This is a genomic window from Rhizobium sp. GR12 (assembly GCF_036596185.1).
Taxonomy (GTDB): Bacteria; Pseudomonadota; Alphaproteobacteria; order Rhizobiales; family Rhizobiaceae; genus Agrobacterium; species Agrobacterium nepotum.
The window spans coordinates 224,599-248,065 of sequence record NZ_JASXTH010000009.1 but is presented as its reverse complement, the minus strand read 5'-3'; the positions used below and the strand labels follow the sequence as shown (position 1 = coordinate 248,065).

Genomic DNA, 23,467 nt, shown 5'->3' with positions numbered 1-23,467 from the left:
CCATTCTAAAAAAGAGTGCAGGTTTGCGTCCGGTTTCCCTCGATACGTTATTCGTGGCCCGGCTTGCAATGCCGACACTCGCGCAGGATGGACCGGTTGTCGTGCCTGTCGGTCTCATATGGCATTTCACGTCGCCTTGAAGATCGGATTGTCGATGAAAGCGCCGCCCTGGAACCGCGCAATAGCGTCCTTGGGGTCCGGTTGCAGCGTTGTCTCGGCAATATGCTGCCGGAAGGCCTCGGCATTGTCCTTCGGTTTCCAGCCCAGCCAGCCGAGATGGGAATTGTCCCACCAGCTCGCATCATTGGCGGATGCGCCCCAGACGATCGGGCAGCCGAGCACCGGCGCACGGAAAACCGCCTCGATTAGCAAAACGAAATCGTCATGCGAAAACCAGGTCGACAACATGCGGTGATTTTGCGGTTCCGGCGTGCAGGAGCCGATGCGGACCAGCGCCGTCTCCTGGCCGAATTTTTCGAAATACATGCGGGCAAGGCTTTCGCCGAAACATTTGGACACGCCGTAAAGACCGTCCGGCCGGACGGGAACGTCCGGGCCAAGCCGTTCGGTCTGGGAATAATAACCGATCGTGTGGTTGGAACTGGCAAAAACGATTCGCGGCTGCCCGTGGGCGCGCGCGGCCTCGTAGAGATTATAAAGCCCAATGATATTTCCCTGAAGGATTTGCTCGAAGGGCCGCTCCACCGATATGCCGCCGAGATGGACGATGCCGTCACAACCGGCGACCATCGCATCGACGGCTTCCGCATCGGCCAGATCGCATTGCACGCATTCCTCGTTCGGCCCGGCCGGATCGAGCGACGCGAGATCGGCAAGACGCAATGTCTCGGCGATCGGTGCGAGGCGCTTGCGCATGACGCGGCCGAGCTGGCCTGCCGCACCGGTAACAAGAAGCCGTTTCATTGCAATTCTCCCTAAACGAATGGACTGCGGGTCGTTTAAAGCTGCGGGAAAACCCGTGGCCGACGTCTCCGCAGCGGCCGAGTTGTGCCAGCGCCTCTTGACCTTGTCATACAGATCGTACAAAAAGCGGATAACATATATTATGTCCTATACGCAACAATCATGAAGGATGAGTTTGATGCTGACCGTCGAAACAAGGCAGGCCGTCAACCCGGAATTTGCAAAAACGCTCGATACGGAAGGGCTTCGCAAACATTTCCTTGCAAACGACATGTTCCGCTCCGGCGAAATCAGGCTGATCTATACCCACTACGACCGTTTCGTGATGGGCGGTGCGGTGCCTGATGGTGCGCCGCTGACGCTGGATAAGGTGGAAGAGACGAAGACACCTTCTTTCCTCGACCGGCGCGAAATGGGTATCGTCAATGTCGGCGAGACCGGCACCGTCAGCGCCGGCGGGCAAACCTATACGCTCAATCGCGGCGATGTGCTTTATCTTGGCGCGGGCAGCGGTGCCGTCACCTTTGACGGTGCGGGCCGGTTCTACATTACCTCCTGCCCGGCGCATCGCAGCCTGCCGGCAAAACTCGTCAGCCTTGCCGACAGCAAGGAAGTAAAACTCGGCGCGACGGAAACCTCCAACAAGCGCACCATCAACCAGTTCATCCATCCGCTCGTCATGGAAAGCTGCCAGCTGGTGCTGGGCTATACCATGCTGGAGGACGGCTCCGTCTGGAACACCATTCCTTCGCATATTCACGATCGCCGCATGGAGGCCTATCTCTATTTCGGCATGGATGAAAAGTCGCGTGTTCTGCACCTGATGGGTGAGCCGCAGGAGACCCGACATCTGTTCATTTCCAATGAGGAGGGCGCGATTTCGCCGCCCTGGTCCATTCATTCGGGCGCTGGCATCGGCTCTTACACTTTCATCTGGGCAATGGCGGGAGACAATGTCGATTATACCGACATGGACTTCATCCAGCCGGGGGATCTGAAATGAGAAACCCCTTTTCGCTTCAAGGGCGCAAGGCGCTGGTGACGGGCGCCAATACGGGGCTTGGCCAGGCAATCGCGGTTGGCCTTGCCGCCGCTGGCGCGGAAGTCGTCTGCGCTGCCCGCCGTGCGCCGGACGAGACGCTGGAAATGATAACGAAGGCGGGAGGCAAGGCCGACGCGCTGTCGATCGATTTCGCCGATCCACTGGCGGCGAAGGACAGTTTCACTGACGCCGGTTTCGATATCCTCGTCAACAATGCCGGCATCATCCGTCGCGCTGATTCCGTCGAGTTCTCCGAACTCGACTGGGATGAGGTGATGGACGTCAATCTCAAGGCACTGTTCTTTACCACGCAGGCCTTCGCAAAGGAACTGCTGGCGAAAGGGCGTTCCGGCAAGGTCGTCAATATCGCCTCACTGCTGTCGTTTCAGGGCGGCATCCGCGTGCCGTCCTACACGGCGGCGAAACATGGCGTGGCAGGTCTCACCAAGCTTCTGGCAAATGAGTGGGCCGCAAAGGGCATCAACGTCAATGCCATCGCACCCGGTTACATCGAAACCAACAATACCGAGGCGCTGCGCGCGGATGTGGCCCGCAACAAGGCCATTCTCGAGCGCATTCCAGCCGGCCGCTGGGGTCATTCCGAAGACATTGCCGGGGCGGCGGTTTTCCTCGCTTCGCCGGCTGCCGACTACGTGCATGGCGCCATTCTCAATGTTGATGGCGGCTGGTTGGCGCGCTGATTGTGCAAATTCATAAAATTCATCATACAACATGTATGATGAGTTGTTGACAAAGACATGGCTGGCGGATTAGGTAGTGGCCAATCCATCGAACTTGCAGAGGAATACCGATGATGAACCCTGAACAAATCAAGGCGGCGCTCGGCTCCGGCCTGCTCTCCTTCCCGGTCACCCATTTCGATTCCGAGGGCCGTTTTGCGGCCGATAGCTACAGGGCGCATGTCGAATGGCTCGCCGGTTACAAGGCGCCGGTGCTGTTTGCCGCCGGCGGCACGGGCGAGTTCTTTTCGCTGAAGCCGGATGAAATCCCGACCATCGTTTCCGCCGCCAAGGAAGTGGCCGGCGAAACGGCAATCGTTTCCGGCTGCGGATACGGCACCGAAGTCGCGGTCGATATTGCCCGCTCCGTCGAAAAGGTCGGTGCCGACGGCATCCTGCTTCTGCCGCATTACCTCATCGATGCACCACAGGAAGGCCTTTACGCGCACATCAAGAAAATATGCCAGTCGGTCGGCATCGGCGTCATGGTTTATAACCGTGACAACTCCGTGCTTCAGGCCGATACGCTGGCGCGTCTTTGCGACGAATGCCCGAACCTCGTCGGCTTCAAGGACGGCACAGGCGATATCGGTCTCGTTCGCCAGATCACCGCAAAAATGGGCGACCGCCTGATGTATCTCGGCGGCATGCCGACGGCGGAACTGTTTGCCGAAGCCTATCTCGGTGCCGGCTTCACCACCTATTCCTCGGCCGTCTTCAACTTCGTTCCCGGCCTTGCCAACGAGTTCTACGCGGCGCTGCGTGCCGGCGAGCGTGCCACCTGCGAACGCATCCTGACGGAGTTCTTCTATCCGTTCATGGCGATCCGCAACCGCGCCAAGGGTTATGCCGTCGCCGCCATCAAGGCTGGCGTTCGCCTGCAGGGCTTCGATGCAGGTCCGGTGCGTGCGCCGCTGAAGGATCTGACGAATGAGGAAGTAGACATGCTCGACGCCCTGATCGGCACGCACAAGCGCAAGGTCTGATCAAGGCCTGATCCGGGGCATAACGGGAGGGGAGCGATGAAGATCACAGCGGTGCGCACGCATCTGCTCGAACATCGGCTGGACACGCCGTTTGAAAGCGCATCCATGCGCTTCGACCGGCGCGCCCATATTCTGGTGGAAATCGAATGCGATGACGGAACCGTCGGCTGGGGCGAATGCCTCGGTCCGGCGCGACCGAACGCCGCCGTGGTTCAGGCCTATTCCGGCTGGCTTCTTGGCCAGGATCCGCGCCAGACTGAAAAAATCTGGGCCGTGCTTTATAATGCCCTCCGTGATCAGGGCCAGCGCGGCCTCAGCATCACGGCCCTGTCCGGCATCGATATCGCGCTGTGGGACATCAAGGGAAAGCATTACGGCACCTCCGTCTCTATGCTGCTCGGCGGGCGCTGGCGCGAAAGCGTGCGCGCCTATGCCACCGGTAGCTTCAAACGTGACGGCGTTGATCGGGTCTCCGACAATGCCTCTGAGATGGCGGAACGCCGTGCGGAAGGTTTCCACGCCTGCAAGATCAAGATCGGTTTCGGCATCGAGGAGGATCTTGCTGTCATCGCCGCCGTGCGCCAAGCGATCGGGCCTGACATGCGGCTGATGATCGACGCCAATCACGGTTATACCGTTACGGAAGCCATCATCCTCGGTAACCGCGCTGCCGAATATGGTATCGACTGGTTCGAGGAGCCGGTGGTTCCTGAACAGCTCGATGCCTATCAGCGCGTGCGGGCGGGCCAGCCAATACCCGTTGCGGGCGGCGAGACCTGGCACGGGCGCCACGGCATGTGGCAGGCGCTTTCCGCAGGTGCTGTGGATATTCTTCAGCCCGATCTTTGTGGCTGCGGCGGCTTTTCCGAAACGCAGAAGATCGCCACGCTGGCCACGCTCCACGGCGTGCGCATCGTGCCGCATGTCTGGGGCACCGGCGTACAGATCGCCGCTGCGCTGCAATTCATGGCGGCGATGACGCCCGATCCGGTGCGCGTCAATCCCATCGAACCGATCATGGAATTCGACCGCACGCCCAATCCGTTCCGGCAGGCCGTGCTGAAACAGCCGCTTGAGGCGGTGGGTGGCGTTGTCGCCATCCCCAACGGGCCGGGTCTCGGCATCGAGATCAACCGCGACGCGCTTGTCGAATACAGGATGCCAGAGGCATGAGCACGCTTGAACGCCAGTTGACGGGCACGCCTGCGAAGCCGTCTTTTCCGAAGGGGGCCATCGATACGCAGATGCATATGTATCTGCCGGGTTATCCCGCCTTGCCGGGCGGGCCCGGTCTGCCGCCCGGCGCGCTGCCGGGGCCGGCCGATTATCGCCGGCTCATGCAATGGCTCGGCATAGACCGCGTCATCATTACCCAAGGCAATGCCCATCAGCGCGACAATGCCAATACGCTCGCCTGCGTTGCAGAGATGGGCGAGGCGGCGCATGCGGTGGTAATCATCGACGCAAGCACGACCGAAAAAGACATGGAACACCTTGCCGCCGCTGGTGCCGTTGGCGCACGCATCATGGATCTGCCGGGCGGCGCGGTGAACCTTTCCGAACTTGAGGCGGTGGATGAGCGCGCTCATACAGCCGACTGGATGGTGGCGCTACAGTTCGACGGTAACACGCTTCTCGACCATTTGCCGCGACTTGAGAAAATCCGCTCGCGCTGGGTATTCGATCACCACGGCAAGTTCTTTAAGGGCATCGACCCTGATGGCCCGGAGATGGCGGCGCTTTTGAAGCTGATCGACCGCGGCAATCTCTGGTTCAAATTCGCTGGTGTCTATGAAAGTTCACGTGACAGCTGGCCCTATGAAGATGTGGCCGCCTTTTCGCGGGTGATCGCGGCGCATGCGCCGGAACGCATCGTGTGGGGCAGCAACTGGCCGCATAATTCCATTCGCGAGACTGCCGCCTATCCTGACGATGCACGTCTTGCTGAATTGGTTCTCGGCTGGTTGCCGGATGAGACGGCGCGCCATCGCGCGCTGGTGGAAAACCCTGAGGCTCTGTTCAAGTTGCCGCCATTCAAGGCGGCATAGTTTCAATTCGGGATGGTTGGGGAAGGGAGGCCCCATCATCTTTATAAGTGAAAGGTCTTTGCATGCCGGCCCGGACGGGCGTGAAAATACGGTCCGATAGCCTTGGAGGGGCGGGGCCGCTGTTACAACGGAGGAGGAAAGCATGAAAAAAATTGCAAGCATGATGTGCGTCGCGATGGGGATCGCGCTGTCAGGCGTTTCCGCCAGCGCGCAGGAAATTACCCTGCGCTCGGCAGACATCCATCCCGACGGTTATCCGACGGTCGAAGCCGTGAAATATATGGGCGAGCTTCTGTCGGAGCGCTCCAAGGGCCGCATCAAGGTGCAGGTCATGAACAATTCGGTTCTCGGCGGTGAGAAAGACACCATCGAGCAGACCCGCTTCGGCGTCATCGACATGAACCGCGTCAACGCCGCGCCCTTCAACAATCTGGTGAAGGAAACCACCGTCCTCGGTCTGCCTTTCCTGTTTCGTTCGACGGAACACATGCACAATACCGTTGACGGTCCGATCGGCGATGAAGTTCTGGCGGCCTTCGAACCGCATGGCCTTATCGGTCTTGCCTTTTACGATTCCGGCGCACGTTCGTTCTACACCACCAAAAAACCTATCGAAAAACTGGCGGACCTGAAGGGTCTCAAAATCCGCGTGCAGCAGTCGGATCTGTGGATTTCGATGATGCAGGCTTTTGGCGCGAACCCGACGCCGATGCCGATGGGCGAGGTCTATTCCTCACTTGAAACCGGTGTGGTCGACGGAGCGGAAAATAACTGGCCGTCCTACGAATCCGCCCGTCATTACGAAGTCGCGAAGAATTATTCGCTGACGGAACATTCCCTCAACCCGGAAATCCTCGTGATATCCAAGGTCTCCTGGGACAAGCTTTCGCCGGAAGACCAGAAGCTCGTGCGCCAGGCGGCGAAGGATTCCGTCGGCAAGATGCGCGAATTGTGGAGCGCCCGCGAAAAGGCATCGGAAGAAAAGGTGCGTGCCGGTGGCGTCAACGTCATCAAGGTCGACAAGGAGGAATTCGCCGCCGCGATGGGTCCGGTCTACGACAAGTTCGTGACCGATCCGAAGATGAAGGACCTTCTTGAACGGGTAAAAGCGGTCAAGTGACATAGGGAAAACCGGCTCTGGCAACAGGGCCGGTTTTCTTTTGTCGTCATCTGGTCTGAAGTTGGAGGAGGAAGGCAAATGCGAAACTTCATGCGGGCGATTCGCCCATTTCTCGGCGCTCTCAGTCACGCGTCGCTTTATATTGCCGGCATCGGCATGGTCGCCATGACCCTTATCGTCGGTTGGCAGGTGTTTGCCCGTTATATCCTGAATGATTCTCCCAGCTGGTCGGAGCCGCTGTCGCTTCACCTCATGTCATGGTTCATCATGCTGGGGGCGGCGGTTGGTGTGCGTGAAAGCGTACATTTGGGGCTGGATATTCTGCGTTACATGATGCCGCCGCGCATCCAGAAGGGAATGGACCTTGCCAGCCTTGCCCTGATCTTTTTCTTCGGTGTCGGCATGGCATGGTATGGAACCTCGCTTTCCATGGGCACATGGACGGCGACGATCCCCGTTCTCGGATGGCCGGGCGGCATGGACTTTTTCCCGCTGATAGGCGGCGGTTTTCTCATCGCGCTATTTGCGGCCGAACGTTTCATCGATCTTGCCCTCGGCGAGGAACTCGCGGCAGATGTGCTCGTGCAGGAGGCCGCGTAAATGGCTTACACCATCCTATTCGGTGTCTTCACCCTGCTGATGCTGATCGGCACGCCGATCGCGTTTTGCCTCGGCATCGCCTCCTTCGTCACCGTTCTTTATCTCGGCCTGCCGCCCATCGTGGTGTTCCAGCAGATGAATTCCGGCATGAACGTGTTTGCGATGATGGCGATCCCGTTCTTCATCTTCGCGGGCGACCTCATGGTGCGCGGGGGCATCGCCCATCGGCTCATCCGTTTCGCTGCCGGACTGGTCGGCCATCTGCGCGGCGGCCTCGGCCAGGTCAACATCGTCGCTTCCACCCTGTTCGGGGGTATTTCCGGCTCAGCCGTTGCCGATGCATCGGCCGTCGGCGGGCTGATGATCCCGCAAATGGCCCAGCGTGGTTATGACAGGGACTACGCTGTCAACGTCACGGTCAATGCCGCCATCATCGCGCTGATGATCCCGCCTTCGCATAACATGATCCTTTATTCGATCGCGGCGGGCGGTAATGTCTCGGTGGCCGATCTCTTCACCGCCGGCATCATTCCGGGCCTGCTGCTTGCTGCGGCTCTGATGGTCACCGCCTATATCGTCGCGCGGCGCAAGGGTTATCCCTCCGAGCCGTTCCCGGGCTTTTCCAAGCTGATGTATTATCTTCTGGCGTCGTTTCCAGGCATCCTGCTGATCGGCATCATCTTCGGCGGCGTGCGTTCGGGCATCTTCACCGCGACGGAAAGCTCCTGCATCGCAGTTCTCTACGCCTTCCTCGTCGCCATGCTGGTCTATCGCGAACTCAACTGGAGCGGCTTCGTGGAAGCGGTGATGGGGGCGGTTCGGACGACGGCCATGGTTCTGCTGGTCATCGGCACGGCGGCGTCCTTCGGCTGGCTGATGGCGTTCCTGCAGGTGCAGACGCTGATGATTGCGGCAATCAGCGCGATTTCGGACAACCCGATCATCGTGCTTCTGGTCATCAACGTCATTCTGCTTTTGCTCGGCACCTTCATGGACATGGCGCCGTTGGTCATTATCTCCACACCGGTGCTTCTGCCTGTCGTGAAGGCCTTCGGCATCGACCCGGTGCATTTCGGCGTCATCATGATCCTCAATGCCGGTATTGGTCTCAACACGCCGCCGGTTGGAACGGTGCTCTTTGTCGGATGTGCGGTCGGCGGCATAACGATCAGGGAGGCGATGCGGACGATCTGGCCGTTCTTCGGGGCCAGTGTCGCGGTGCTGCTCGCGGTCACCTATATTCCGTCACTTTCGCTGTGGTTGCCGTCGCTCTTCCGGTAATCCTTCAATCATGCCGAAACAGGGCCTCGCTGTTCCAGCGGGGCCTTTTCATTTTGAGGGTCAGCGGAGAGCAGCCTTTGCTGTTCGTGCTCATCGAAAGCCATGAGATTGCCGTGGCGGCTTCGACGCACCTTGTTCATGTGGTCGCGCGGGCTCAGGCCCAGCGTGCGTTTGAACATGCGTGAGAAATAATAGGGGTCGGCATAACCCACCTCTGCCGCCGCAGACGCGACTGAAAGGCCGGCCTCCAGAAAATGCATGGCCCGCTCCATGCGCTTGAACTCCTGATATTTTCTGGGTGTGCGTCCGACACGCTTCTGGAATTCGCGCAAAAAATAGTCGCGATTATAGGGGGCGGCGTCCGTGGCCCTTCCGGCGATTTCTGGATCGAGCGGATTTGCCGAAATCATCGTGATTGCCTTCATGACGGCAAGATCGAGGGCTTCCGCGCCCTCCGGCTGGAAGCTTGGACGGTCGACCCAGCCCAGGAAGGCATCATCGATGAAAGCGATCAAAAGCACCATGAACAGGTGATGCTGGCCAAGCGTGACGGAGGAGGGCGGGGCGCTTTGCCGATAGTGGCGAACAAGTGGCTCCAGAAGCGGCCAGCGGCTCAGCCGCAGTTTCGGTTTCAGATCCATCTGCGCGATCAGGTTGTGGCGGCCGTAAATATCCAGCATGAAATGTTGTGCGACACCTCGGTAGGTTGCCGCCTGTTCGTTCCAGCCGACGAAACGCTGCCCCTTAAAAATCAGCATCGCATCGCCCGGTTCCAGCACCCGCGCCTCGCCGTCCACAAGATAGTGCCCGCGTCCCTCGAGGCAGATGACGAGGTCGTCCACCTGATTGGACTTGTCGATCTGCCAGGTGCGGGAATGCTCCATCTTGATCGTCGCGCGTGTCAGATTGAGCGTGAGCGCGGCAGGCGGAATGGATGACAGAATGCCACCTTCGATTTCATCCATCTTTTTCCTCGTCTTTGTTAATTCACCTTGGCGCGGAAATTTGGTTTTGTCACCCCATAAACCGCTTATACGCGCCGTATCAATGAGGGAGGAGATCGGTCGCGGCAGATAAACTGCGCCACTATGCGCTTGCCGCGTGCCGTTCCAGGAGAACCACTTGCACGAAATTGTATTCTTGAATTCGCGTCTCGCCGAGGCGCGGGGAGGGACGTCATGAAATCTCAGCGCTTCCTGGGGCTGGGATATCTGACGCCCTATATTATCGGGCTTCTGGTTTTCACGGCGATCCCGTTTCTCGGTTCCCTCTATCTCAGCTTCACCCGTTACGACCTGATGAGCGATCCCATCTGGGCGGGACTGGCAAATTACGAGCGCCTGTTCACCCGCGATCGCACCTTCATGAAATCGCTGAACGTTACCCTGTTCTACGTGTTTTTGACCGTGCCGCTGAAGCTTGCCTTCGCGCTTTTCATTGCTGCGATACTCAATTACAAGCTGCAATTCATCAATTTCTTTCGTACAGCATTTTACGTGCCGTCCATCCTCGGCGGCTCGATTGCGATTGCGGTTCTGTGGCGTTACATCTTCGCAAGCGAGGGGCTGGCCAATATGGCGCTGGCTGCGATCGGATTGTCGCCGGTGGATTGGTTCGGCGATCCCGGCAACGCACTTTTCACCATCACGCTGCTGCGCTGCTGGCAGTTCGGTTCAGCCATGGTGATTTTTCTCGCCGCCCTGCAATCCATCGACAAGTCGCTCTTTGAGGCGGCCGCCATCGACGGTGCGGGCAAGATCAGGACGTTCTTTTTCATCACCCTGCCGCTCCTGACGCCGGTGATCTTCTTTAATCTCATCATGCAGATGGTACAGGCGTTTCAGGAGTTCAACGGACCCTACATCATCACCCAGGGCGGCCCCTTGAAATCCACCTATCTGCTGCCTCTCTACATTTACGACGAGGCTTTCAAGAAGTTCAACATGGGCTATGCCTCAGCCATTGCCTGGGTTCTTTTCACCATCATCACCGTGCTGACCCTCGTGGCCTTCTGGTCCTCGAAAAAGTGGGTCTATTACGCCGGCGACAAGCGGAACTGAGGTCATGACGGATATCGCAACCTTAAACGACATTCAGGCCGCCCGCCGGGCAAGGCTGAGGATGTTATCGACGTCGGTCCGCTACGTGCTGCTGTTTGCGGTCGGCTTCGTCATGCTCTATCCGCTGATCTGGCTGGTGGGCGCAAGTTTCAAGACGAATTCGGAAATCTTCTCCGGCGCAGGCTTTATCCCCGAAAATCCGACGCTCGACGGCTATGTCCGTGGTTGGCAGACGTCCACGCCCTATACTTTCGGCCGGTTCTTCTGGAACTCGTTCCTGATCATCCTGCCCAAGGTCATCGGCACGGCGATTTCCTGCACAATGGCAGCTTATGCCTTTGCGCGATTTGATTTCCCGCTGAAGAAAATCCTGTTCGGCTCGGTCATCGCCATTCTGCTTTTGCCGAATGTCGTCACCCGCATTCCGCAATATATTCTGTTCCGGGATCTCGGCTGGCTGGACAGTTTCCTGCCGCTCTGGGTGCCTTCCGCACTCGCCGGCGATGCGTTCTTCGTCTTCATGCTGGTGCAGTTCCTGCGGTCGCTGCCCTCGGACATGGAGGAAGCCGCCCGCGTGGATGGCGCCAACAGCCTGCAGACGCTGGTCTACATCGTCGTGCCGATGCTGGCGCCGGCTCTGATTTCGGTCTGCCTGTTCCAGTTCATGTGGACGATGAATGATTTCCTCGGACCGCTGATCTACCTGTCCTCGGTCGACAAATATCCGGTGAGCCTTGCGCTCAAACTTTCCATCGACACTACCGAAGCCTTTGAATGGAACCGCATCCTGGCGATGTCGGTGCTGACGATCGCGCCTGCGCTGATCGTCTTCTTCGCGGCGCAACGGTATTTCATTGAAGGGATCTCGTCTGGCGGGGTCAAGGGCTGAAAAATGGCAAGCGTTCAACTTAAAAATCTTGAGAAGATTTACGGCGGCAGCTTCAAGGCCGTGCATGGCATCGACCTCGAAATCGAGGACGGCGAGTTCATGGTATTCGTCGGCCCGTCCGGCTGTGCCAAGTCCACGACGCTACGTATGGTGGCGGGTCTTGAGGAAATCACCGGCGGCGAGATCCTCATCGGCGATCAGCGCGTAAACGACCTGCCGCCGGGCAAGCGCTCCATCGCCATGGTGTTCCAGAACTATGCGCTTTATCCGCATATGAAGGTGCGCGGCAATCTGGCTTTCGGTCTAAAAATCGCCGGTGTCGCCAAGCCTGAAATCACGAAGGCAATCGACAATGTCGCCCGGATTCTGGAAATTGAACCGCTGCTGGACCGGCTGCCGAAGCAGCTTTCCGGCGGGCAGGCGCAGCGTGTGGCTCTCGGCCGCGCGCTTATCAAGAAGCCGGGCGTTTTCCTGTTCGACGAGCCGCTTTCCAATCTCGACGCCAAGCTGCGCGCCTCCATGCGGGTACGCATCACCGATCTCCATCGGCAGCTGAAGGCGGAAGGCCTGTCTTCAACCGTCATCTATGTGACGCACGACCAGACGGAGGCCATGACTATGGGCGATCGCATCTGTGTCATGCAGGCCGGACGTATCATGCAGGTCGCGACGCCGAAGGAACTTTATAACCGCCCCGCCAATCTGTTCGTGGCCGGTTTCATAGGCATGCCGGAAATGAACCTGGTGGATGTCTCCATCGACGGAGCCGAGTTTGTCATCGGGGGGCAGCGTCTTCCGATTGGTGACCATCTGGAAAGGCGTCTCATCGTCAAGCCGGAAGAGGCCGTCATCGGCATCCGCCCGCAGCATCTCTCGCTGGCTGGTGACGCGGATGGCCCGGCGTTGCAGGCGAAGCTGACCAATGCGGAGTTCATGGGGCACGAGGTCTATCTGCATGCCGATCTTGGTGGCCAGAAACTGGTGAGTGTGGTCGGGGCGGCCGAATTCGAGGCGCTCGGTCGCGACGGCAATCTTCGTCTGCGGCCCGATCCTGAAAAGCTGCATATTTTCGACAGGGCCGATGGCCGCAACGTCTCGCTGTGAGGAGGGGACCTGCGTGTCTGATTTTTCGAGGAGGAGAGAGCAATGAAGACGATGACAAGAACGATGACGATGCTGGCAGGTGCCGCTTATGCCGCAATGGCGATGGTTCAGGCGGCTGGCGCCGCTGAACTGCGCATGTCCTGGTGGGGAGGTGAAAGCCGCCACGTCGCCACACAGAAGGCGATTGCCGCCTGCGGCGAAAAATATGGTCACACCGTCAAGGGTGAGTTCACCGGTTTCGACGGATATCTGGAAAAGCTCACCACGCAGATGGCGGGCAAGACGGAGGCCGACATCGTTCAGGTGAACTGGCCGTGGCTGCCGCTGTTTTCCAAGAACGGTGAAGGGTTTGCGGATCTGCGTCAGCTGAAGCCGCTGGACCTTTCCCAGTGGGCTGCATCCGATCTGGAGGCGGGTTCCATGAACGGAGTGTTGCAGGGATTATCGGTCTCGACGACCGGTCGCGTCTTTTTCTTCAACGCTACGACCTTCGAAAAGGCGGGCGTCGAAATCCCCAAGACATGGGATGAGTTCTTCGCGGCAACCAAAACCATCAAAGAAAAGCTCGGCAAGGACCACTATACCTTCAATGCGGTGAAAGAGACCGCCCAGCTTCTCGTGACGCTCGCCGTCGTGCAGAAGACCGGCAAGGACCTGGTCGACCCGAAGACCAACCGAGTCGCCTGGACGCCCGAGGAACTGGCGGGAGGTATCTCATTCGTCGGAAAACTCGTCGAGACCGGCTCCATCCGCTCCCAGAAAGAGGAAGCGGCCGATGGTAACGTCAATCTTTATGAAAAGCCGTCCTGGTCCGAAGGCCGCATCGCCGGCTCCTATGAATGGGATTCGACCTATTCGAAATATGCAGATCCACTGAAGGAAGGCCAAGTCCTAAAACCGGTGCCGATGCTGAAGCTCGCCGACGCCGTGACTGAAGGCGTCTACCGCAAACCCTCCATGGTATTTTCGATTTCAAAGAATTCGAAGAACCCGGAAACGGCCGCGCAAATCCTGAACTGCCTGCTGAACGAGCCGGAGGGCATCGACGCACTCGGCACGTCGCGCGGCTTGCCCGCGTCCAAGGCTGCGGCGACGCGTCTCGGAAACAAGGGCGAGCCGGAAGTGCGCGCCGCCAATGCCATTGTCATGGCGGCGTCGGGGCCGGTGGTTTCGCCCTTCAACGAACACCCGGAAATTCGCTCTGGCTTCATCGATACGCTGGAGGAATATGCCTATGGCCAGCTGAGCGCTGAAGAGGCGGCCGAGCAGATCATCGATTCCACCAATGATGTCCTGGCCAAGTTCGATTGATGACCATAGCCCGCCGCAGTGGTGCGGCGGGCCTTTTATCCGGTTGCTGGATGACAGGAAGCACGTTCGCCGATGGGTGGCACCGGACAGCGCACAAGACGAGAAGAGAGCATGAACCGACCCTTTATGATCGCGCATTCGGCGCGGATGGCAGCGCTTTGCCTTGCAGCACCCGGTGCGCGGTATCATCTGCCATCGCAGACGGCATGGCGTCTGTCGTCAAAGGATGGCGATGAGCAGCGCGGAGAAACCGCCACTGTCCTCACGCTGCTGCACGATCTCCGCCCAGATACCCACTACATGTTCGAAGCGGATCGGTTCGGAAGCGTGAACTTCAAGACCGCGCCCTGCACCGGACTTGTCGAGGCGGCGGCGTTTTCCCTGATGCCGGATGTTGCGCTCGATGATGAAGAGAGCGCACGCGCCAATGCGCAGGCGCTCGAAAGGGCCGTTGCCGCCGTGCCGCAGGGTGGCGCGTTGCACCTCGCGCCGGGCCTCTGGACGGCTTTTCCGGTGCGGCTGAAAAGCGCGATGACGCTCCATCTTGCGGAGGGAGCGGTGCTGCGTGCACCCCCCACCCGCAGGGGCTGGCCGATCCTGCCCGCCCGCGATGGGGCCGGTCGCATGCTCGGCAGCTGGGAAGGACTGCCGGATGCCTGTTTCGCCGCGCCCGTTCACGCCATAGGCGCGGATAATCTCGTGATCGAGGGCAGGGGCGTCCTAGATGGATCCGGCGACAGGGGCGACTGGTGGAACTGGCCGAAGGAAACGCGCGATGGCGCCCGCCGTCCACGCGGCCTCCACCTCGTTTCCTGCCGTGACGTCACGCTTCTGGGCTTTACCATCCGCAACGCGCCGTCATGGACGATCCACCCACAGGGTTGCGACAATCTGACGGCGGCCGGTCTTGCCATTATCGCCCCGCATGACAGTCCGAACACAGATGGCTTCAATCCTGAAAGCTGCCGTAACGTGACGATAACCGGTGTGCGTTTTTCCGTGGGTGACGATTGCATCGCGGTGAAGGCGGGGAAACGCGGACCGAATGGCGAGGACGACCATCTGGCGGAAACGCGCGGCGTCCGCGTGCGCCATTGCCTGATGGAGCGCGGCCACGGTGGTTTGGTCATCGGTTCGGAAATGTCGGGCGGTGTGCATGATGTGACGGTCGAGGATTGCGAGATGATCGGCACGGATCGCGGCCTGCGTCTGAAGACTCGGCGCGGGCGCGGCGGTTCCGTCACTAACATCGCCATGCGGAGAGTATTGCTGGATGGCGTGCAGACCGCGCTTTCCGCCAATGCCCATTACCATTGCGATGCGGACGGGCATGACGAATGGGTGCAATCGCGAAATCCGGCTCCAGCCGACAAGGGCACACCTTTCATCGACGGAATTACCGTGGAAGATGTCGAAATCCGCAATCTGGCCCATGCTGCCGGCGCCTTTCTCGGTCTTCCCGAAGCCCCTATCCGCAACATCGCCATTCGCAATCTCACCATCGTTTCACACGATCCCTCGGCCGTCGCCACGCCGCCGATCATGGCGGACCGGGTGCGGCCCATGCTGCATGAGACGATCGTTTTTGAACAGGCGGAAATCGTCTGCGATAATCCCGCCTTGCTGAGCGGCGCCTCCGTTTCCATTTCATCAGACCATTGAGAAAATCCATGAAACCAACTGATTATTTTGATCAATTCTCCAGCCGTTACAGGCATTATAAGGGCGGAAGCTGGTGTTATGAGGATGGCTGCGTCTATCGGGGTCTGCAACATCTGTTCCAGGCGACTGGCGACAGGCGCTGGAACGATCATGTCCATCGCCTGGCCGATGCACAGATAGCGCCGGATGGGACGCTCGCCGGTTACGATCCGCAGGAATATAACATCGATCACATCCTCGCCGGTCGCATTCTCTTTTCCCTGACGGCGGAAACGGGCGATCCGCGTTATCTCGCCGCAGCAGGGCATCTGGCAGGTCAACTCCGCACTCATCCGCGTATCGCTGCCGGAAATTACTGGCACAAGAACCGTTATCCGCATCAGGTCTGGCTGGACGGACTTTATATGGGCCTACCCTTCCAGATCGAATATGCGCAGGCGACCGGCCAAACTGATTTGATCGACGATGCGCTGCGGCAATTTTCGACAGCACTGGCCCTGACGGCAGATGTCGGCGGGTTCTATGTCCATGGTTATGACGACAGCCGCAGCCAGCGCTGGGCCGACCCCTTGACCGGCCAGTCGCCGGCCATCTGGGCGCGCGCCGTTGGCTGGCTCGCCATGGCGCTGGTCGATGCGCTGGTCGTCTTGCCGGATGACGGCGCGACAGCACCGCTTCGGGAACGCGCACGTCTGCTTCTGGCCGGTATCGTCGCGCGGCAGACGGAAACCGGCCTTTGGATGCAGGTACTCGACAATCCGACGCTTGCCGGCAATTACGAGGAAACTTCCGCTTCGGCCATGTTCGCTTATGCCTTACTGCGCGCGGCCCGGTTGGGGGTTTTGCAGGACGAGGAGGCAAATGCCGCCATTTCGGCGGGTCGCCGCGCGCTGGAGGCACTTCTTGAGACTCGGCTGAGGACTGACGAAGAAGGCGTCACCCGCCTTACGGGCATCGTCCATGTCGCCGGGCTCGGTGGCTTCGAGGGCAATTATCGTGACGGCTCGCCGGAATATTACCTGACCGAGCCGGTGGTGTCCGACGACGCAAAGGGGGTTGGGCCACTGATGATGGCCTATGCCGAATATCTTTGTCTTGAATGACAGCTGCTGGGCGGAGGCGGAAACGCTGTTCCGCCTCTTTGGGTCGGCGGGCTTGCCCGGGTCGTTAATCCCGCCGTTGCTGCCTACGCCTTGTTCTTTTCGATGAAGCGGATCGCGTCGCCGACGGTCAGGATGGTGTTTGCGGCGGAATCTGGAATCTCCACTCCGAACTCTTCCTCGATTTCCATGACGACCTGAACGACCTCGAGGGAATCGGCACCGAGATCGTCAACAAAATTGGCGTCGTCGACAACCGCGGCCGGATCTGCACCCAGCTGGTCTACGATGATTTTTTTGATACGGTCTGCGATGGTGGACATTATGGGACTCCGCGAAAGTTGCTTGCCGCCGAGCCGCCGGATTGAATTTGCGCCCAGGGCAGATATGAAAACCGAAACCGGTTTTCGCAAGGGATGAAACGCAGAGTCAAAAGGTCAAAGCATCGATGACACCCGGACGTAGCACGCCTTTGACGGCTGCGAAAGAGTAGCGGCCATGGGTAAATGCCCATAAGAATGCGGGGTGTGTATGGCGCTAAACAGTTTGTGACTGGAAGCGATGAACCACTGCGCGGTAAACTTGTTTTTGTGGAGTGAATATAATCCAGTCTCGTCGAGCATTAAACCCCATGGTCCAGTCGCCCCCGGAACGCTTCATATTGCTCGATGGCATAAGAGGTGTGGCCGCGCTCTTCATCGTCCATCGCCATGCCGAGCAGCTTTTCGGGAAAAGCGCTGCTTCGAGTTATCTCGCCGTGGATCTGTTCTTCGCCTTGAGCGGTTTCGTGCTGGCGCACGCCTACAGTGCGAAACTGCGTGAGGGGGCGATCACATCAGGCTTTTTCATGAAAGCGCGCCTTGCGCGTCTTTATCCACTCTATGTGCTGGGGCTGGCGTTGATGGCGGCCTATTTCCTCTGCCTCTATGTGTTGGGCCTGCCAACGCCGATTGACGATCTTCATCGCCTTGTCGACCCCGGCGAGCTGGCGATCGCGTTGCTGACCGGGCTTCTTTTCGTCCCGGCACCCTTCACGTTCACATTGAACGGCGCGTTGTTTCTCGTCAGCCCGGCTTGGTCGCTTTTCAACGAACTGGTCGTGAATGCGGTTTACGCCCGCTGGGGCGTGCGGGCGACAACGAAACAGACGATCGCGGTGCTGGCCGTCAGCGCCTGCGTGCTCGCGGTGGCGGCTGCCGAGTTCGGCAGGTTGCATGCGGGTTTTCGCTGGCACGAAATGTATGCCGGCATGGGAAGGGTGTTCTTCTCGTTTTTCGCCGGCGTGCTGATTTACCGTTTCCGCAACCGCGTGCCGGTATTGAGGCCCATCCGTGCGTCGCTCTGCCTTCTGCTGGTCTGCTTCATTCTCGCCGTTCCGGTTTCGCGCGAACTTCGGCCGTTTTTCGATCTCGCCGTCGTCCTGCTCGTTTGGCCGCTGCTGCTGTTCGTGGCCAGCAATACGGTTCCGGGCCGCAGGGTCGGAACGTTGTCGACCTTTCTCGGCACGGCTTCCTACGCGGTCTATGTGCTGCATATTCCGCTGCTGGCCTGGACGGAGTTTCTGATCCCGGCTGTGGATAGAGAGAACGTCGCCTTGCCGGCGGGCGTCGTTTTCCTGATCGGAACGACGTGGCTGTCATGGTACCTGACTGTCCACTACGATCAGCCAATCCAGAAATGGCTGAAAGACCGCCTGAAAAAACGGGCGGAAATCAGACAGCCGGTGTGAATGGACCGTCGCTGCGGAACGTCAGTAATGGGCGAAAATCGGAGCCGTCAGCACGAAGGCCGCGACGATGCTGATGATCGTCAGTTTCGCCGCACGCATGCGGCGCATTCTGCGGCCGCTCCAGTCATACGTCATACTCATCCTCCACGCAGACGCAAACTCTTGGACATGATGTCCAACCAATTCAGTGTCTTCTTATATATCCCATTTGCCAAGCCGTTATTTTTACCAGTGATTTTGGTGGTATGGCCCGGCGGCAGCCGTGCTTCAGGGAAAAAGCCGAATGAGTTGATTGTCTTTCAGCTTCAGGCGGCTTGCCTCGTCGGAGGAAATGCAATGCTCTATGTTCTTGCGCAGGTCGTCGGGAACGGTCGGTCCGCCTGCCTTCAAAAGCTTGTGGCTCATCGAAAACAGAATACCGAACTGGGCCTCGCATTCGGATGACGTCATCAGGAGCGGCAGGGACGCGACCGTATTTGCCGGAAAAACGCTATCGGCCGTATCGTACATGGTGACGAGGTACCAGGTCAGAAACAATCCCAGCCAGAGGCCGGTGCTGACCATGATATATTCGCGCATCGGTGCTCTCCCTCAATGGCGGTAAAGCAGTGGCAGTCCCTGGATCGCGTATCGGGGGAGCGGCTTCCACGGCGTGCCGTGATCGTGCTTCTGCACGCCGAACAGGAAACGCATTTCGGTCGTGAGTTTTGTCGGGTCGGTCAACCCTTCCAGATACAATTCTATTACCTTGCGGGCAGCTCTGTTGTGCAGCTTCTTGTCGCGATCCTCGGTACGGTGATTAAAACCCACGCTCTCGAGAACGGCCTGGAGCATTTTGAGATCCTGAGAGGAGATTAAAAAATTGCTGGACACGGAAGACATGAAGTCCTCCTTTCTTGCTGGTTCAGAAAAGCCAAAGCCTCGCGCGCTCCTTTAAAAGGTTGCACGGGGACGCTCCAACGCTTTGAAACGATATGCCGGGCGGTCGATGGACCTGCCGGTTTCGGGCAGACGCCTTCATGCGTGCCCCGGTAAATTCCAGAAGCCGCCCTGTCGATTGAAGGCATGTGCAAGCGGGGCTAGAGACGGCAGACAAGCCTGACAGCGGTAGCGCCCTTTGATTACCGATGGGGAAGCGTGCGCTCTTTGCGCGAAATAGGCAAGCTAATTCCACTGCTCGTGGTGAGTATGTGACCGGTACGGCGCCAACACCAAGGGGGTGTTACAGACAACAAAAAAGGCCGGGGCAATATTGCACCGACCTTCCTCATATCGCTCTTAACACCAGTGCCAGTACATCCGTGGTCAAAAGTCTGAAGCGACTAAAACAACTGCGAACGACATTTTTGCGCTCACCAGCAGCTGCTACATGAGCTATATAGAGAGGCAATGTGGCCAAAACAAGTCCGGGTTCTGAAGAATTGTTTTATTCGTCACGATCCCGAATTTCGGACCGCCATTATTCTATTTCTTTTTGCCGTCAGCCGTCGTGGAGTTTGCGAACTTGACCTGTGTGCCAACGGGCGGTGCGTCCGGAGTTTTCGTCTTGTCCTTCTTCGGTTTACGGATTTCCTTGTTGCTGCGTACTTGACCCTTGGCCATGGTGTCCTCCTGATATTAACTGATGTCGGATGGGTGGTGTGGTCCGGTGCATGGTCGCCCGCCGCAGACGCGCTGCGGGAAGCGGTTTCATCGTCAGGGTAAAGGCGGCCCGGCCAACGGATGTTTCCCGAAGGGAAGGGTCCCTTGGGATAGGCGGATACGCCCTGCGGGGACGCTTCGCGCGAAGTCTGTCTGGAGGCCAAAATCTGGAAAGGCCGCAAAGCCGATGGGCGCGCCGCGATCCAGGCGCATAGCCGTTTCTTCGGCTGCGTTCAGGAGAAAACGAAGCGAGACGTTTTCCCTATAACCCGCACCGCCGGTGCGGACGAGATTGCGTGAAAGGCTTGATGAATAAAAATCGGAAGACATCTCGTCCTCCTTTCGTTTGGGGGCGAGGACACTCTGCCCTCAATCATCAGTGCACTTCAGCTACGGTGCTGACAGGCGAAGCGTGCGCCTGTTGCGTATAAGGTTCAAGAAGTTTTTCGGGGTGGTGGCGTCAAAAGGCGCACCCGGGCTATTTCTTCCCGGATGGCCTTTTGGTGCGGGTGGGCGCGGGGGCGACGATTGCCGCCTCTTGGGCTTCGCGAAGCTGGCGAAGCCGTTCCGTCTTTTTGGCGCGCTGGTCGGATTCGGCAGTTATGATCTGCTTTGCCGCCCTGTCCGTAAGGGATGCCTTGTCCTGCGAGGATAATTTTCCAGGTTTGAAAAAAGCCTCTTTTGTCGCGGTCATGGCATTCTCCTTCACGGATGCGCCGGATTGACGTTATCGAGCGCGGGCAACCTTTTTAGGAGCGGGAAGCAATCCTTCGCGCTGCAATTTTTTCTTCGCCATCTTGCGGTGGCGGCGCACGGCTTCCGCTTCTTCACGGATGCGCTTTTCCGACGGCTTTTCATAAGATTCCCGCGCGCGCATCTCGCGGAAGATACCCTCGCGCTGCATCCTCTTTTTCAAGACGCGGAGGGCTTGCTCTACATTGTTATCCCTGACGAGTACCTGCAACATATCTCCTTAACGCAGCCATGCTGCTATTTTCTGATTTTGATCGTATTCGAATTGATCCAGCTCGTTCCCGCATCGCGCGAGGACGAGCCTTCGACTTCCACGGGTCGCGACGACGATGACGCTGCCACATCGATTTCATCGAGCGCTATATTGCGTTCGAAGTTCTCGTACTGGAAACGCACCCTGTAGCGAACCGCGCCTTGTGTCTCGGGCAGTGCCGATACGACCCGGCCGGGACCTTTGGGCTGATCGCCCTTAAGTACACCCGGTTTAAGAAAGATCGCATCGCCGGAACGATAAAGATTTTTGCGCATGAGAGCCTCCCCATGGCCAAAAAAACAAAAGGCCGGGCTTTAACCCGACCTCTCACAATCACTCAGCTCCGCTACCCAGTACATCCGTGGTCGGCGGGGCAAATGACAAATCAAGCTGCGCGGAGATTGTCAGCGGAGCTCTTGCCGGACTTGCGGTCCTGCACGATGTCGTAGGTGATCTTCTGGCCATCGTTCAGCGAACGCAGACCTGCGCGCTCAACAGCAGAGATGTGAACGAAAACGTCCGTGCCGCCGTTGTCAGGCTGAATGAAGCCGAAGCCCTTGGTGGCGTTAAACCACTTTACAGTACCAGTGTTCATAACGATTTCCTTTCGTAGTAATCGTTGTGGTTCCCGCGATACCTTGCGGGATTAGATCGATTATTTGAGAGGAAATCCGACGGGAACGTAGAGTCCCAGGAGCGACGTCACAAGCAATTGTCGATTTGCAGAATATAGACTCAATTTTTGATTTTGCAATGGGCCAACCGGAAAAATGCACAGCCCTCTGATTGCCTGCGCCGTGCAGGCCTTTTTTCGGCCGTCAGGGCGAAATTTCGGCTTTTTTCGCCCCTGTTCATGCCGCGCGCCACCCATTTGCAGAAACAATCGGGCCGGTGGCGATGATGATAAGCGGAACGTTATCCGTTCCTTGGCGGCAATTGCGGCATGCGGCATCGCTGTCCAGGGGCCGCATGCCCGGCTGTCTAGAGGGGCAGGGATTTCACCGTTGCCGTGCCGCCTTCGCGGGCGCTTTTCAGCGCCGCAACACCACAGAGAACCGACATGGCGCCGGCGCGCGAACCCGCCCGCTGCCGCAGCCGGTCGTTCGAGCCGGGCTTGAAGATCATGTCGCGCATGCGATTGTCGCCGCCGTAATGGCCGCCCGGCTCATGTGGCACCCAGATACGCTCGACACCGCCACCGAAACTTTTCACCAGCAGGATTTCGTCGGCGGGCGGCTCCGTCCAGGGCTGCTTTTCATATTGGCGCATCTCGATGCGGCCCTTATGGCCGTTAAAGGCGATGTGGTGGCCCTCGATCGGCATATAGGTATTGAGGGAATAGGAGACCTGTACGCCGCTCGCATAGCGGATCGAGGCGCTCATCGTATCGGGAATGTCGATCTCCTCGCGGAAGACGCAGGCGTCGCGCATATACCCGTCCACAGCCGAAGGGTCTTCGTAAAGCGCATCGAGGAAGGGATCGGCGCCGAGATCCATGAAGTAATCGCATTCGCCCTTGTGCGGACAGGTGCGACAGCGCGTTCCCCGAAACGGGCCGTTCTTACCATAATGCAGCAATTGCCCGAAGCCCTTCACTTCCACCGGGTCGGAATCGAGATACCAGTTCAGGAGATCGAAGTGGTGCGTGGCCTTGTGCACGAACAGGCTGCCGGAATGTTCGGTGAAGGCGTGCCAGCGGCGGAAGTAATCCGCGCCGTGCTGGTTATCGAGGTACCAGTGGAAATCGACCGACGTAACGGTGCCGATCGCGCCGTCGTCGATCAGTTCCTTGATACGGGCGGCAGTCGGCGAAAAACGGTAGTTGAAGGAAACGTCGACGCGCCGACCGCTCTTGGCCTCCGCCGCGCGGATGCGGTCGATCTTTTCCGGGGTGGTGGTCATGGGTTTTTCGCTGATGACATCCGCTCCGCCTTCAAGGGCGCGAATGATGATGTCGTCATGGGTGTCGTCAGGCGTGCAGACGATCACCAGTTCCGGGCGCTGCTCGGTCATCATCCGGTCGAAATCGTCGTAAAGCGGTGCGCTCGATCCCATCATGGCGCGGGCCCGTTCGGCGCGCATCAGGTTCAGGTCGCAAATGCCGACCAGTTCGACATAGTCGCTCCACCCGGCCAGAAGCTCGCGTCCCCACATGGTGGTGCCGCGATTGCCGGTGCCGACCAGCGCATAACGTTTGCGTTTCACCTTTTCAGGCATTTCCTCT

At 58.7% G+C, this 23,467-nt stretch carries 26 protein-coding genes; 15 read left to right on the top strand and 11 right to left on the bottom strand.

The window, feature by feature from the left end; genetic code table 11:
* Window positions 1-126: 126 nt before the first annotated feature.
* Window positions 127-924, bottom strand: a complete 798-nt coding sequence (locus QSK43_RS17650) for an NAD-dependent epimerase/dehydratase family protein (RefSeq protein WP_332304541.1) — start codon at window positions 922-924, stop codon at window positions 127-129.
* A 178-nt stretch (window positions 925-1,102) separates the two neighbouring features.
* Between QSK43_RS17650 and kduI the strand changes: the two genes are divergently transcribed.
* The 8 genes from kduI to QSK43_RS17610 all read left to right on the top strand — a co-directional run bounded on the left by kduI (window position 1,103) and on the right by QSK43_RS17610 (window position 8,741).
* Window positions 1,103-1,927 (top strand): 5-dehydro-4-deoxy-D-glucuronate isomerase, encoded by an 825-nt coding sequence (gene kduI / locus QSK43_RS17645; protein WP_045020526.1) that lies wholly within the window; start codon window positions 1,103-1,105, stop codon window positions 1,925-1,927.
* Window positions 1,924-2,667 (top strand): 2-dehydro-3-deoxy-D-gluconate 5-dehydrogenase KduD, encoded by a 744-nt coding sequence (kduD, locus tag QSK43_RS17640; RefSeq protein ID WP_332304540.1) that lies wholly within the window; start codon window positions 1,924-1,926, stop codon window positions 2,665-2,667. The genes kduI and kduD overlap by 4 nt, the downstream gene beginning before the upstream one ends.
* A 113-nt stretch (window positions 2,668-2,780) precedes the next feature.
* Window positions 2,781-3,692: a 5-dehydro-4-deoxyglucarate dehydratase gene (gene kdgD, locus QSK43_RS17635; RefSeq protein WP_332304539.1), complete on the top strand. Its 912-nt coding sequence runs from the start codon at window positions 2,781-2,783 to the stop codon at window positions 3,690-3,692.
* A 36-nt stretch (window positions 3,693-3,728) separates the two neighbouring features.
* Complete coding sequence (locus QSK43_RS17630; RefSeq protein ID WP_332304538.1) at window positions 3,729-4,865, top strand: mandelate racemase/muconate lactonizing enzyme family protein; 1,137 nt, start codon at window positions 3,729-3,731, stop codon at window positions 4,863-4,865.
* Window positions 4,862-5,740, top strand: coding sequence for an amidohydrolase family protein (locus QSK43_RS17625; protein WP_332304537.1), 879 nt, complete (start codon window positions 4,862-4,864; stop codon window positions 5,738-5,740). Before QSK43_RS17630 ends, QSK43_RS17625 begins: the two co-directional genes overlap by 4 nt.
* A gap of 142 nt (window positions 5,741-5,882) precedes the next feature.
* Window positions 5,883-6,860, top strand: a complete 978-nt coding sequence (locus QSK43_RS17620) for a TRAP transporter substrate-binding protein (RefSeq protein WP_332304536.1) — start codon at window positions 5,883-5,885, stop codon at window positions 6,858-6,860.
* Between the two features lie 78 nt (window positions 6,861-6,938).
* On the top strand, window positions 6,939-7,460 hold the full coding sequence (locus QSK43_RS17615) for a TRAP transporter small permease (RefSeq protein ID WP_332304535.1): 522 nt from the start codon (window positions 6,939-6,941) through the stop codon (window positions 7,458-7,460).
* Complete coding sequence (locus QSK43_RS17610; RefSeq protein WP_332304534.1) at window positions 7,461-8,741, top strand: TRAP transporter large permease; 1,281 nt, start codon at window positions 7,461-7,463, stop codon at window positions 8,739-8,741.
* An 8-nt stretch (window positions 8,742-8,749) separates the two neighbouring features.
* On the opposite strand, the gene QSK43_RS17605 is transcribed toward QSK43_RS17610, so the two are convergent.
* Window positions 8,750-9,706 (bottom strand): helix-turn-helix domain-containing protein, encoded by a 957-nt coding sequence (locus tag QSK43_RS17605; protein ID WP_332304533.1) that lies wholly within the window; start codon window positions 9,704-9,706, stop codon window positions 8,750-8,752.
* Between the two features lie 213 nt (window positions 9,707-9,919).
* On the opposite strand from QSK43_RS17605, the gene QSK43_RS17600 reads away from it, so the two are divergent.
* From QSK43_RS17600 to QSK43_RS17575, 6 genes are all read left to right on the top strand, one after another.
* Complete coding sequence (locus tag QSK43_RS17600; protein ID WP_045020511.1) at window positions 9,920-10,801, top strand: carbohydrate ABC transporter permease; 882 nt, start codon at window positions 9,920-9,922, stop codon at window positions 10,799-10,801.
* A 4-nt stretch (window positions 10,802-10,805) separates the two neighbouring features.
* The gene (locus QSK43_RS17595) at window positions 10,806-11,690 is read left to right on the top strand and encodes a carbohydrate ABC transporter permease (protein ID WP_332304532.1); all 885 of its coding nucleotides are present in this window, start codon (window positions 10,806-10,808) and stop codon (window positions 11,688-11,690) included.
* Between the two features lie 3 nt (window positions 11,691-11,693).
* A complete protein-coding gene (locus QSK43_RS17590) occupies window positions 11,694-12,794 on the top strand; it encodes an ABC transporter ATP-binding protein (protein WP_332304531.1) in 1,101 nt (366 codons plus the stop codon).
* Window positions 12,795-12,836: 42 nt separating this feature from the next.
* Entirely contained in the window at window positions 12,837-14,105 is a 1,269-nt protein-coding gene (locus tag QSK43_RS17585; protein WP_332304530.1) for an ABC transporter substrate-binding protein, read from the top strand.
* 111 nt (window positions 14,106-14,216) lie between these two features.
* A complete protein-coding gene (gene pglA / locus QSK43_RS17580) occupies window positions 14,217-15,767 on the top strand; it encodes a polygalacturonase PglA (protein WP_332304529.1) in 1,551 nt (516 codons plus the stop codon).
* 8 nt (window positions 15,768-15,775) lie between these two features.
* Window positions 15,776-16,870: a glycoside hydrolase family 88/105 protein gene (locus QSK43_RS17575; protein WP_332304528.1), complete on the top strand. Its 1,095-nt coding sequence runs from the start codon at window positions 15,776-15,778 to the stop codon at window positions 16,868-16,870.
* An 83-nt stretch (window positions 16,871-16,953) separates the two neighbouring features.
* Here the strand turns inward: QSK43_RS17575 and QSK43_RS17570 are convergent, their stop codons facing one another.
* Window positions 16,954-17,190, bottom strand: a complete 237-nt coding sequence (locus QSK43_RS17570; RefSeq protein WP_332304527.1) for an acyl carrier protein — start codon at window positions 17,188-17,190, stop codon at window positions 16,954-16,956.
* Window positions 17,191-17,498: 308 nt separating this feature from the next.
* Here QSK43_RS17570 and QSK43_RS17565 point away from each other — a divergent pair, with 308 nt between their 5' ends.
* Window positions 17,499-18,596 carry an acyltransferase family protein gene (locus QSK43_RS17565; protein ID WP_332304526.1) on the top strand — a complete coding sequence of 366 codons (1,098 nt, stop codon included), beginning with the start codon at window positions 17,499-17,501 and terminating at the stop codon, window positions 18,594-18,596.
* Window positions 18,597-18,863: 267 nt separating this feature from the next.
* Here QSK43_RS17565 and QSK43_RS17560 read toward each other — a convergent pair whose 3' ends face one another.
* The 8 genes from QSK43_RS17560 to QSK43_RS17525 form a co-directional block, all read right to left on the bottom strand.
* Entirely contained in the window at window positions 18,864-19,175 is a 312-nt protein-coding gene (locus tag QSK43_RS17560; RefSeq protein ID WP_332304525.1) for a hypothetical protein, read from the bottom strand.
* 12 nt (window positions 19,176-19,187) lie between these two features.
* Window positions 19,188-19,478 (bottom strand): hypothetical protein, encoded by a 291-nt coding sequence (locus QSK43_RS17555; protein WP_332304524.1) that lies wholly within the window; start codon window positions 19,476-19,478, stop codon window positions 19,188-19,190.
* A gap of 582 nt (window positions 19,479-20,060) precedes the next feature.
* Complete coding sequence (locus QSK43_RS17550; RefSeq protein ID WP_167341582.1) at window positions 20,061-20,198, bottom strand: hypothetical protein; 138 nt, start codon at window positions 20,196-20,198, stop codon at window positions 20,061-20,063.
* Window positions 20,199-20,715: 517 nt separating this feature from the next.
* Window positions 20,716-20,931 carry a hypothetical protein gene (locus QSK43_RS17545; protein WP_332304523.1) on the bottom strand — a complete coding sequence of 72 codons (216 nt, stop codon included), beginning with the start codon at window positions 20,929-20,931 and terminating at the stop codon, window positions 20,716-20,718.
* 33 nt (window positions 20,932-20,964) lie between these two features.
* Complete coding sequence (gene rpsU, locus QSK43_RS17540) at window positions 20,965-21,201, bottom strand: 30S ribosomal protein S21 (RefSeq protein WP_003517876.1); 237 nt, start codon at window positions 21,199-21,201, stop codon at window positions 20,965-20,967.
* 26 nt (window positions 21,202-21,227) lie between these two features.
* A complete protein-coding gene (locus QSK43_RS17535) occupies window positions 21,228-21,518 on the bottom strand; it encodes a cold-shock protein (protein WP_332304522.1) in 291 nt (96 codons plus the stop codon).
* A 110-nt stretch (window positions 21,519-21,628) separates the two neighbouring features.
* Window positions 21,629-21,838, bottom strand: coding sequence for a cold-shock protein (locus QSK43_RS17530; RefSeq protein WP_003517872.1), 210 nt, complete (start codon window positions 21,836-21,838; stop codon window positions 21,629-21,631).
* 386 nt (window positions 21,839-22,224) lie between these two features.
* Window positions 22,225-23,460, bottom strand: a complete 1,236-nt coding sequence (locus QSK43_RS17525; protein ID WP_332304521.1) for a Gfo/Idh/MocA family protein — start codon at window positions 23,458-23,460, stop codon at window positions 22,225-22,227.
* Between the last annotated feature and the right edge of the window lie 7 nt (window positions 23,461-23,467).

What these genes read in the sequence shown, in the direction of transcription:
- QSK43_RS17650 (WP_332304541.1), bottom strand. Translation starts at nt 924, where the DNA reads ATGAAACGGCTTCTTGTTACCGGTGCGGCAGGCCAGCTCGGCCGCGTC.
- kduI (WP_045020526.1), top strand. Translation starts at nt 1,103, where the DNA reads ATGCTGACCGTCGAAACAAGGCAGGCCGTCAACCCGGAATTTGCAAAA.
- kduD (WP_332304540.1), top strand. Translation starts at nt 1,924, where the DNA reads ATGAGAAACCCCTTTTCGCTTCAAGGGCGCAAGGCGCTGGTGACGGGC.
- kdgD (WP_332304539.1), top strand. Translation starts at nt 2,781, where the DNA reads ATGAACCCTGAACAAATCAAGGCGGCGCTCGGCTCCGGCCTGCTCTCC.
- QSK43_RS17630 (WP_332304538.1), top strand. Translation starts at nt 3,729, where the DNA reads ATGAAGATCACAGCGGTGCGCACGCATCTGCTCGAACATCGGCTGGAC.
- QSK43_RS17625 (WP_332304537.1), top strand. Translation starts at nt 4,862, where the DNA reads ATGAGCACGCTTGAACGCCAGTTGACGGGCACGCCTGCGAAGCCGTCT.
- QSK43_RS17620 (WP_332304536.1), top strand. Translation starts at nt 5,883, where the DNA reads ATGAAAAAAATTGCAAGCATGATGTGCGTCGCGATGGGGATCGCGCTG.
- QSK43_RS17615 (WP_332304535.1), top strand. Translation starts at nt 6,939, where the DNA reads ATGCGAAACTTCATGCGGGCGATTCGCCCATTTCTCGGCGCTCTCAGT.
- QSK43_RS17610 (WP_332304534.1), top strand. Translation starts at nt 7,461, where the DNA reads ATGGCTTACACCATCCTATTCGGTGTCTTCACCCTGCTGATGCTGATC.
- QSK43_RS17605 (WP_332304533.1), bottom strand. Translation starts at nt 9,706, where the DNA reads ATGGATGAAATCGAAGGTGGCATTCTGTCATCCATTCCGCCTGCCGCG.
- QSK43_RS17600 (WP_045020511.1), top strand. Translation starts at nt 9,920, where the DNA reads ATGAAATCTCAGCGCTTCCTGGGGCTGGGATATCTGACGCCCTATATT.
- QSK43_RS17595 (WP_332304532.1), top strand. Translation starts at nt 10,806, where the DNA reads ATGACGGATATCGCAACCTTAAACGACATTCAGGCCGCCCGCCGGGCA.
- QSK43_RS17590 (WP_332304531.1), top strand. Translation starts at nt 11,694, where the DNA reads ATGGCAAGCGTTCAACTTAAAAATCTTGAGAAGATTTACGGCGGCAGC.
- QSK43_RS17585 (WP_332304530.1), top strand. Translation starts at nt 12,837, where the DNA reads ATGAAGACGATGACAAGAACGATGACGATGCTGGCAGGTGCCGCTTAT.
- pglA (WP_332304529.1), top strand. Translation starts at nt 14,217, where the DNA reads ATGAACCGACCCTTTATGATCGCGCATTCGGCGCGGATGGCAGCGCTT.
- QSK43_RS17575 (WP_332304528.1), top strand. Translation starts at nt 15,776, where the DNA reads ATGAAACCAACTGATTATTTTGATCAATTCTCCAGCCGTTACAGGCAT.
- QSK43_RS17570 (WP_332304527.1), bottom strand. Translation starts at nt 17,190, where the DNA reads ATGTCCACCATCGCAGACCGTATCAAAAAAATCATCGTAGACCAGCTG.
- QSK43_RS17565 (WP_332304526.1), top strand. Translation starts at nt 17,499, where the DNA reads ATGGTCCAGTCGCCCCCGGAACGCTTCATATTGCTCGATGGCATAAGA.
- QSK43_RS17560 (WP_332304525.1), bottom strand. Translation starts at nt 19,175, where the DNA reads ATGCGCGAATATATCATGGTCAGCACCGGCCTCTGGCTGGGATTGTTT.
- QSK43_RS17555 (WP_332304524.1), bottom strand. Translation starts at nt 19,478, where the DNA reads ATGTCTTCCGTGTCCAGCAATTTTTTAATCTCCTCTCAGGATCTCAAA.
- QSK43_RS17550 (WP_167341582.1), bottom strand. Translation starts at nt 20,198, where the DNA reads ATGGCCAAGGGTCAAGTACGCAGCAACAAGGAAATCCGTAAACCGAAG.
- QSK43_RS17545 (WP_332304523.1), bottom strand. Translation starts at nt 20,931, where the DNA reads ATGACCGCGACAAAAGAGGCTTTTTTCAAACCTGGAAAATTATCCTCG.
- QSK43_RS17535 (WP_332304522.1), bottom strand. Translation starts at nt 21,518, where the DNA reads ATGCGCAAAAATCTTTATCGTTCCGGCGATGCGATCTTTCTTAAACCG.
- QSK43_RS17530 (WP_003517872.1), bottom strand. Translation starts at nt 21,838, where the DNA reads ATGAACACTGGTACTGTAAAGTGGTTTAACGCCACCAAGGGCTTCGGC.
- QSK43_RS17525 (WP_332304521.1), bottom strand. Translation starts at nt 23,460, where the DNA reads ATGCCTGAAAAGGTGAAACGCAAACGTTATGCGCTGGTCGGCACCGGC.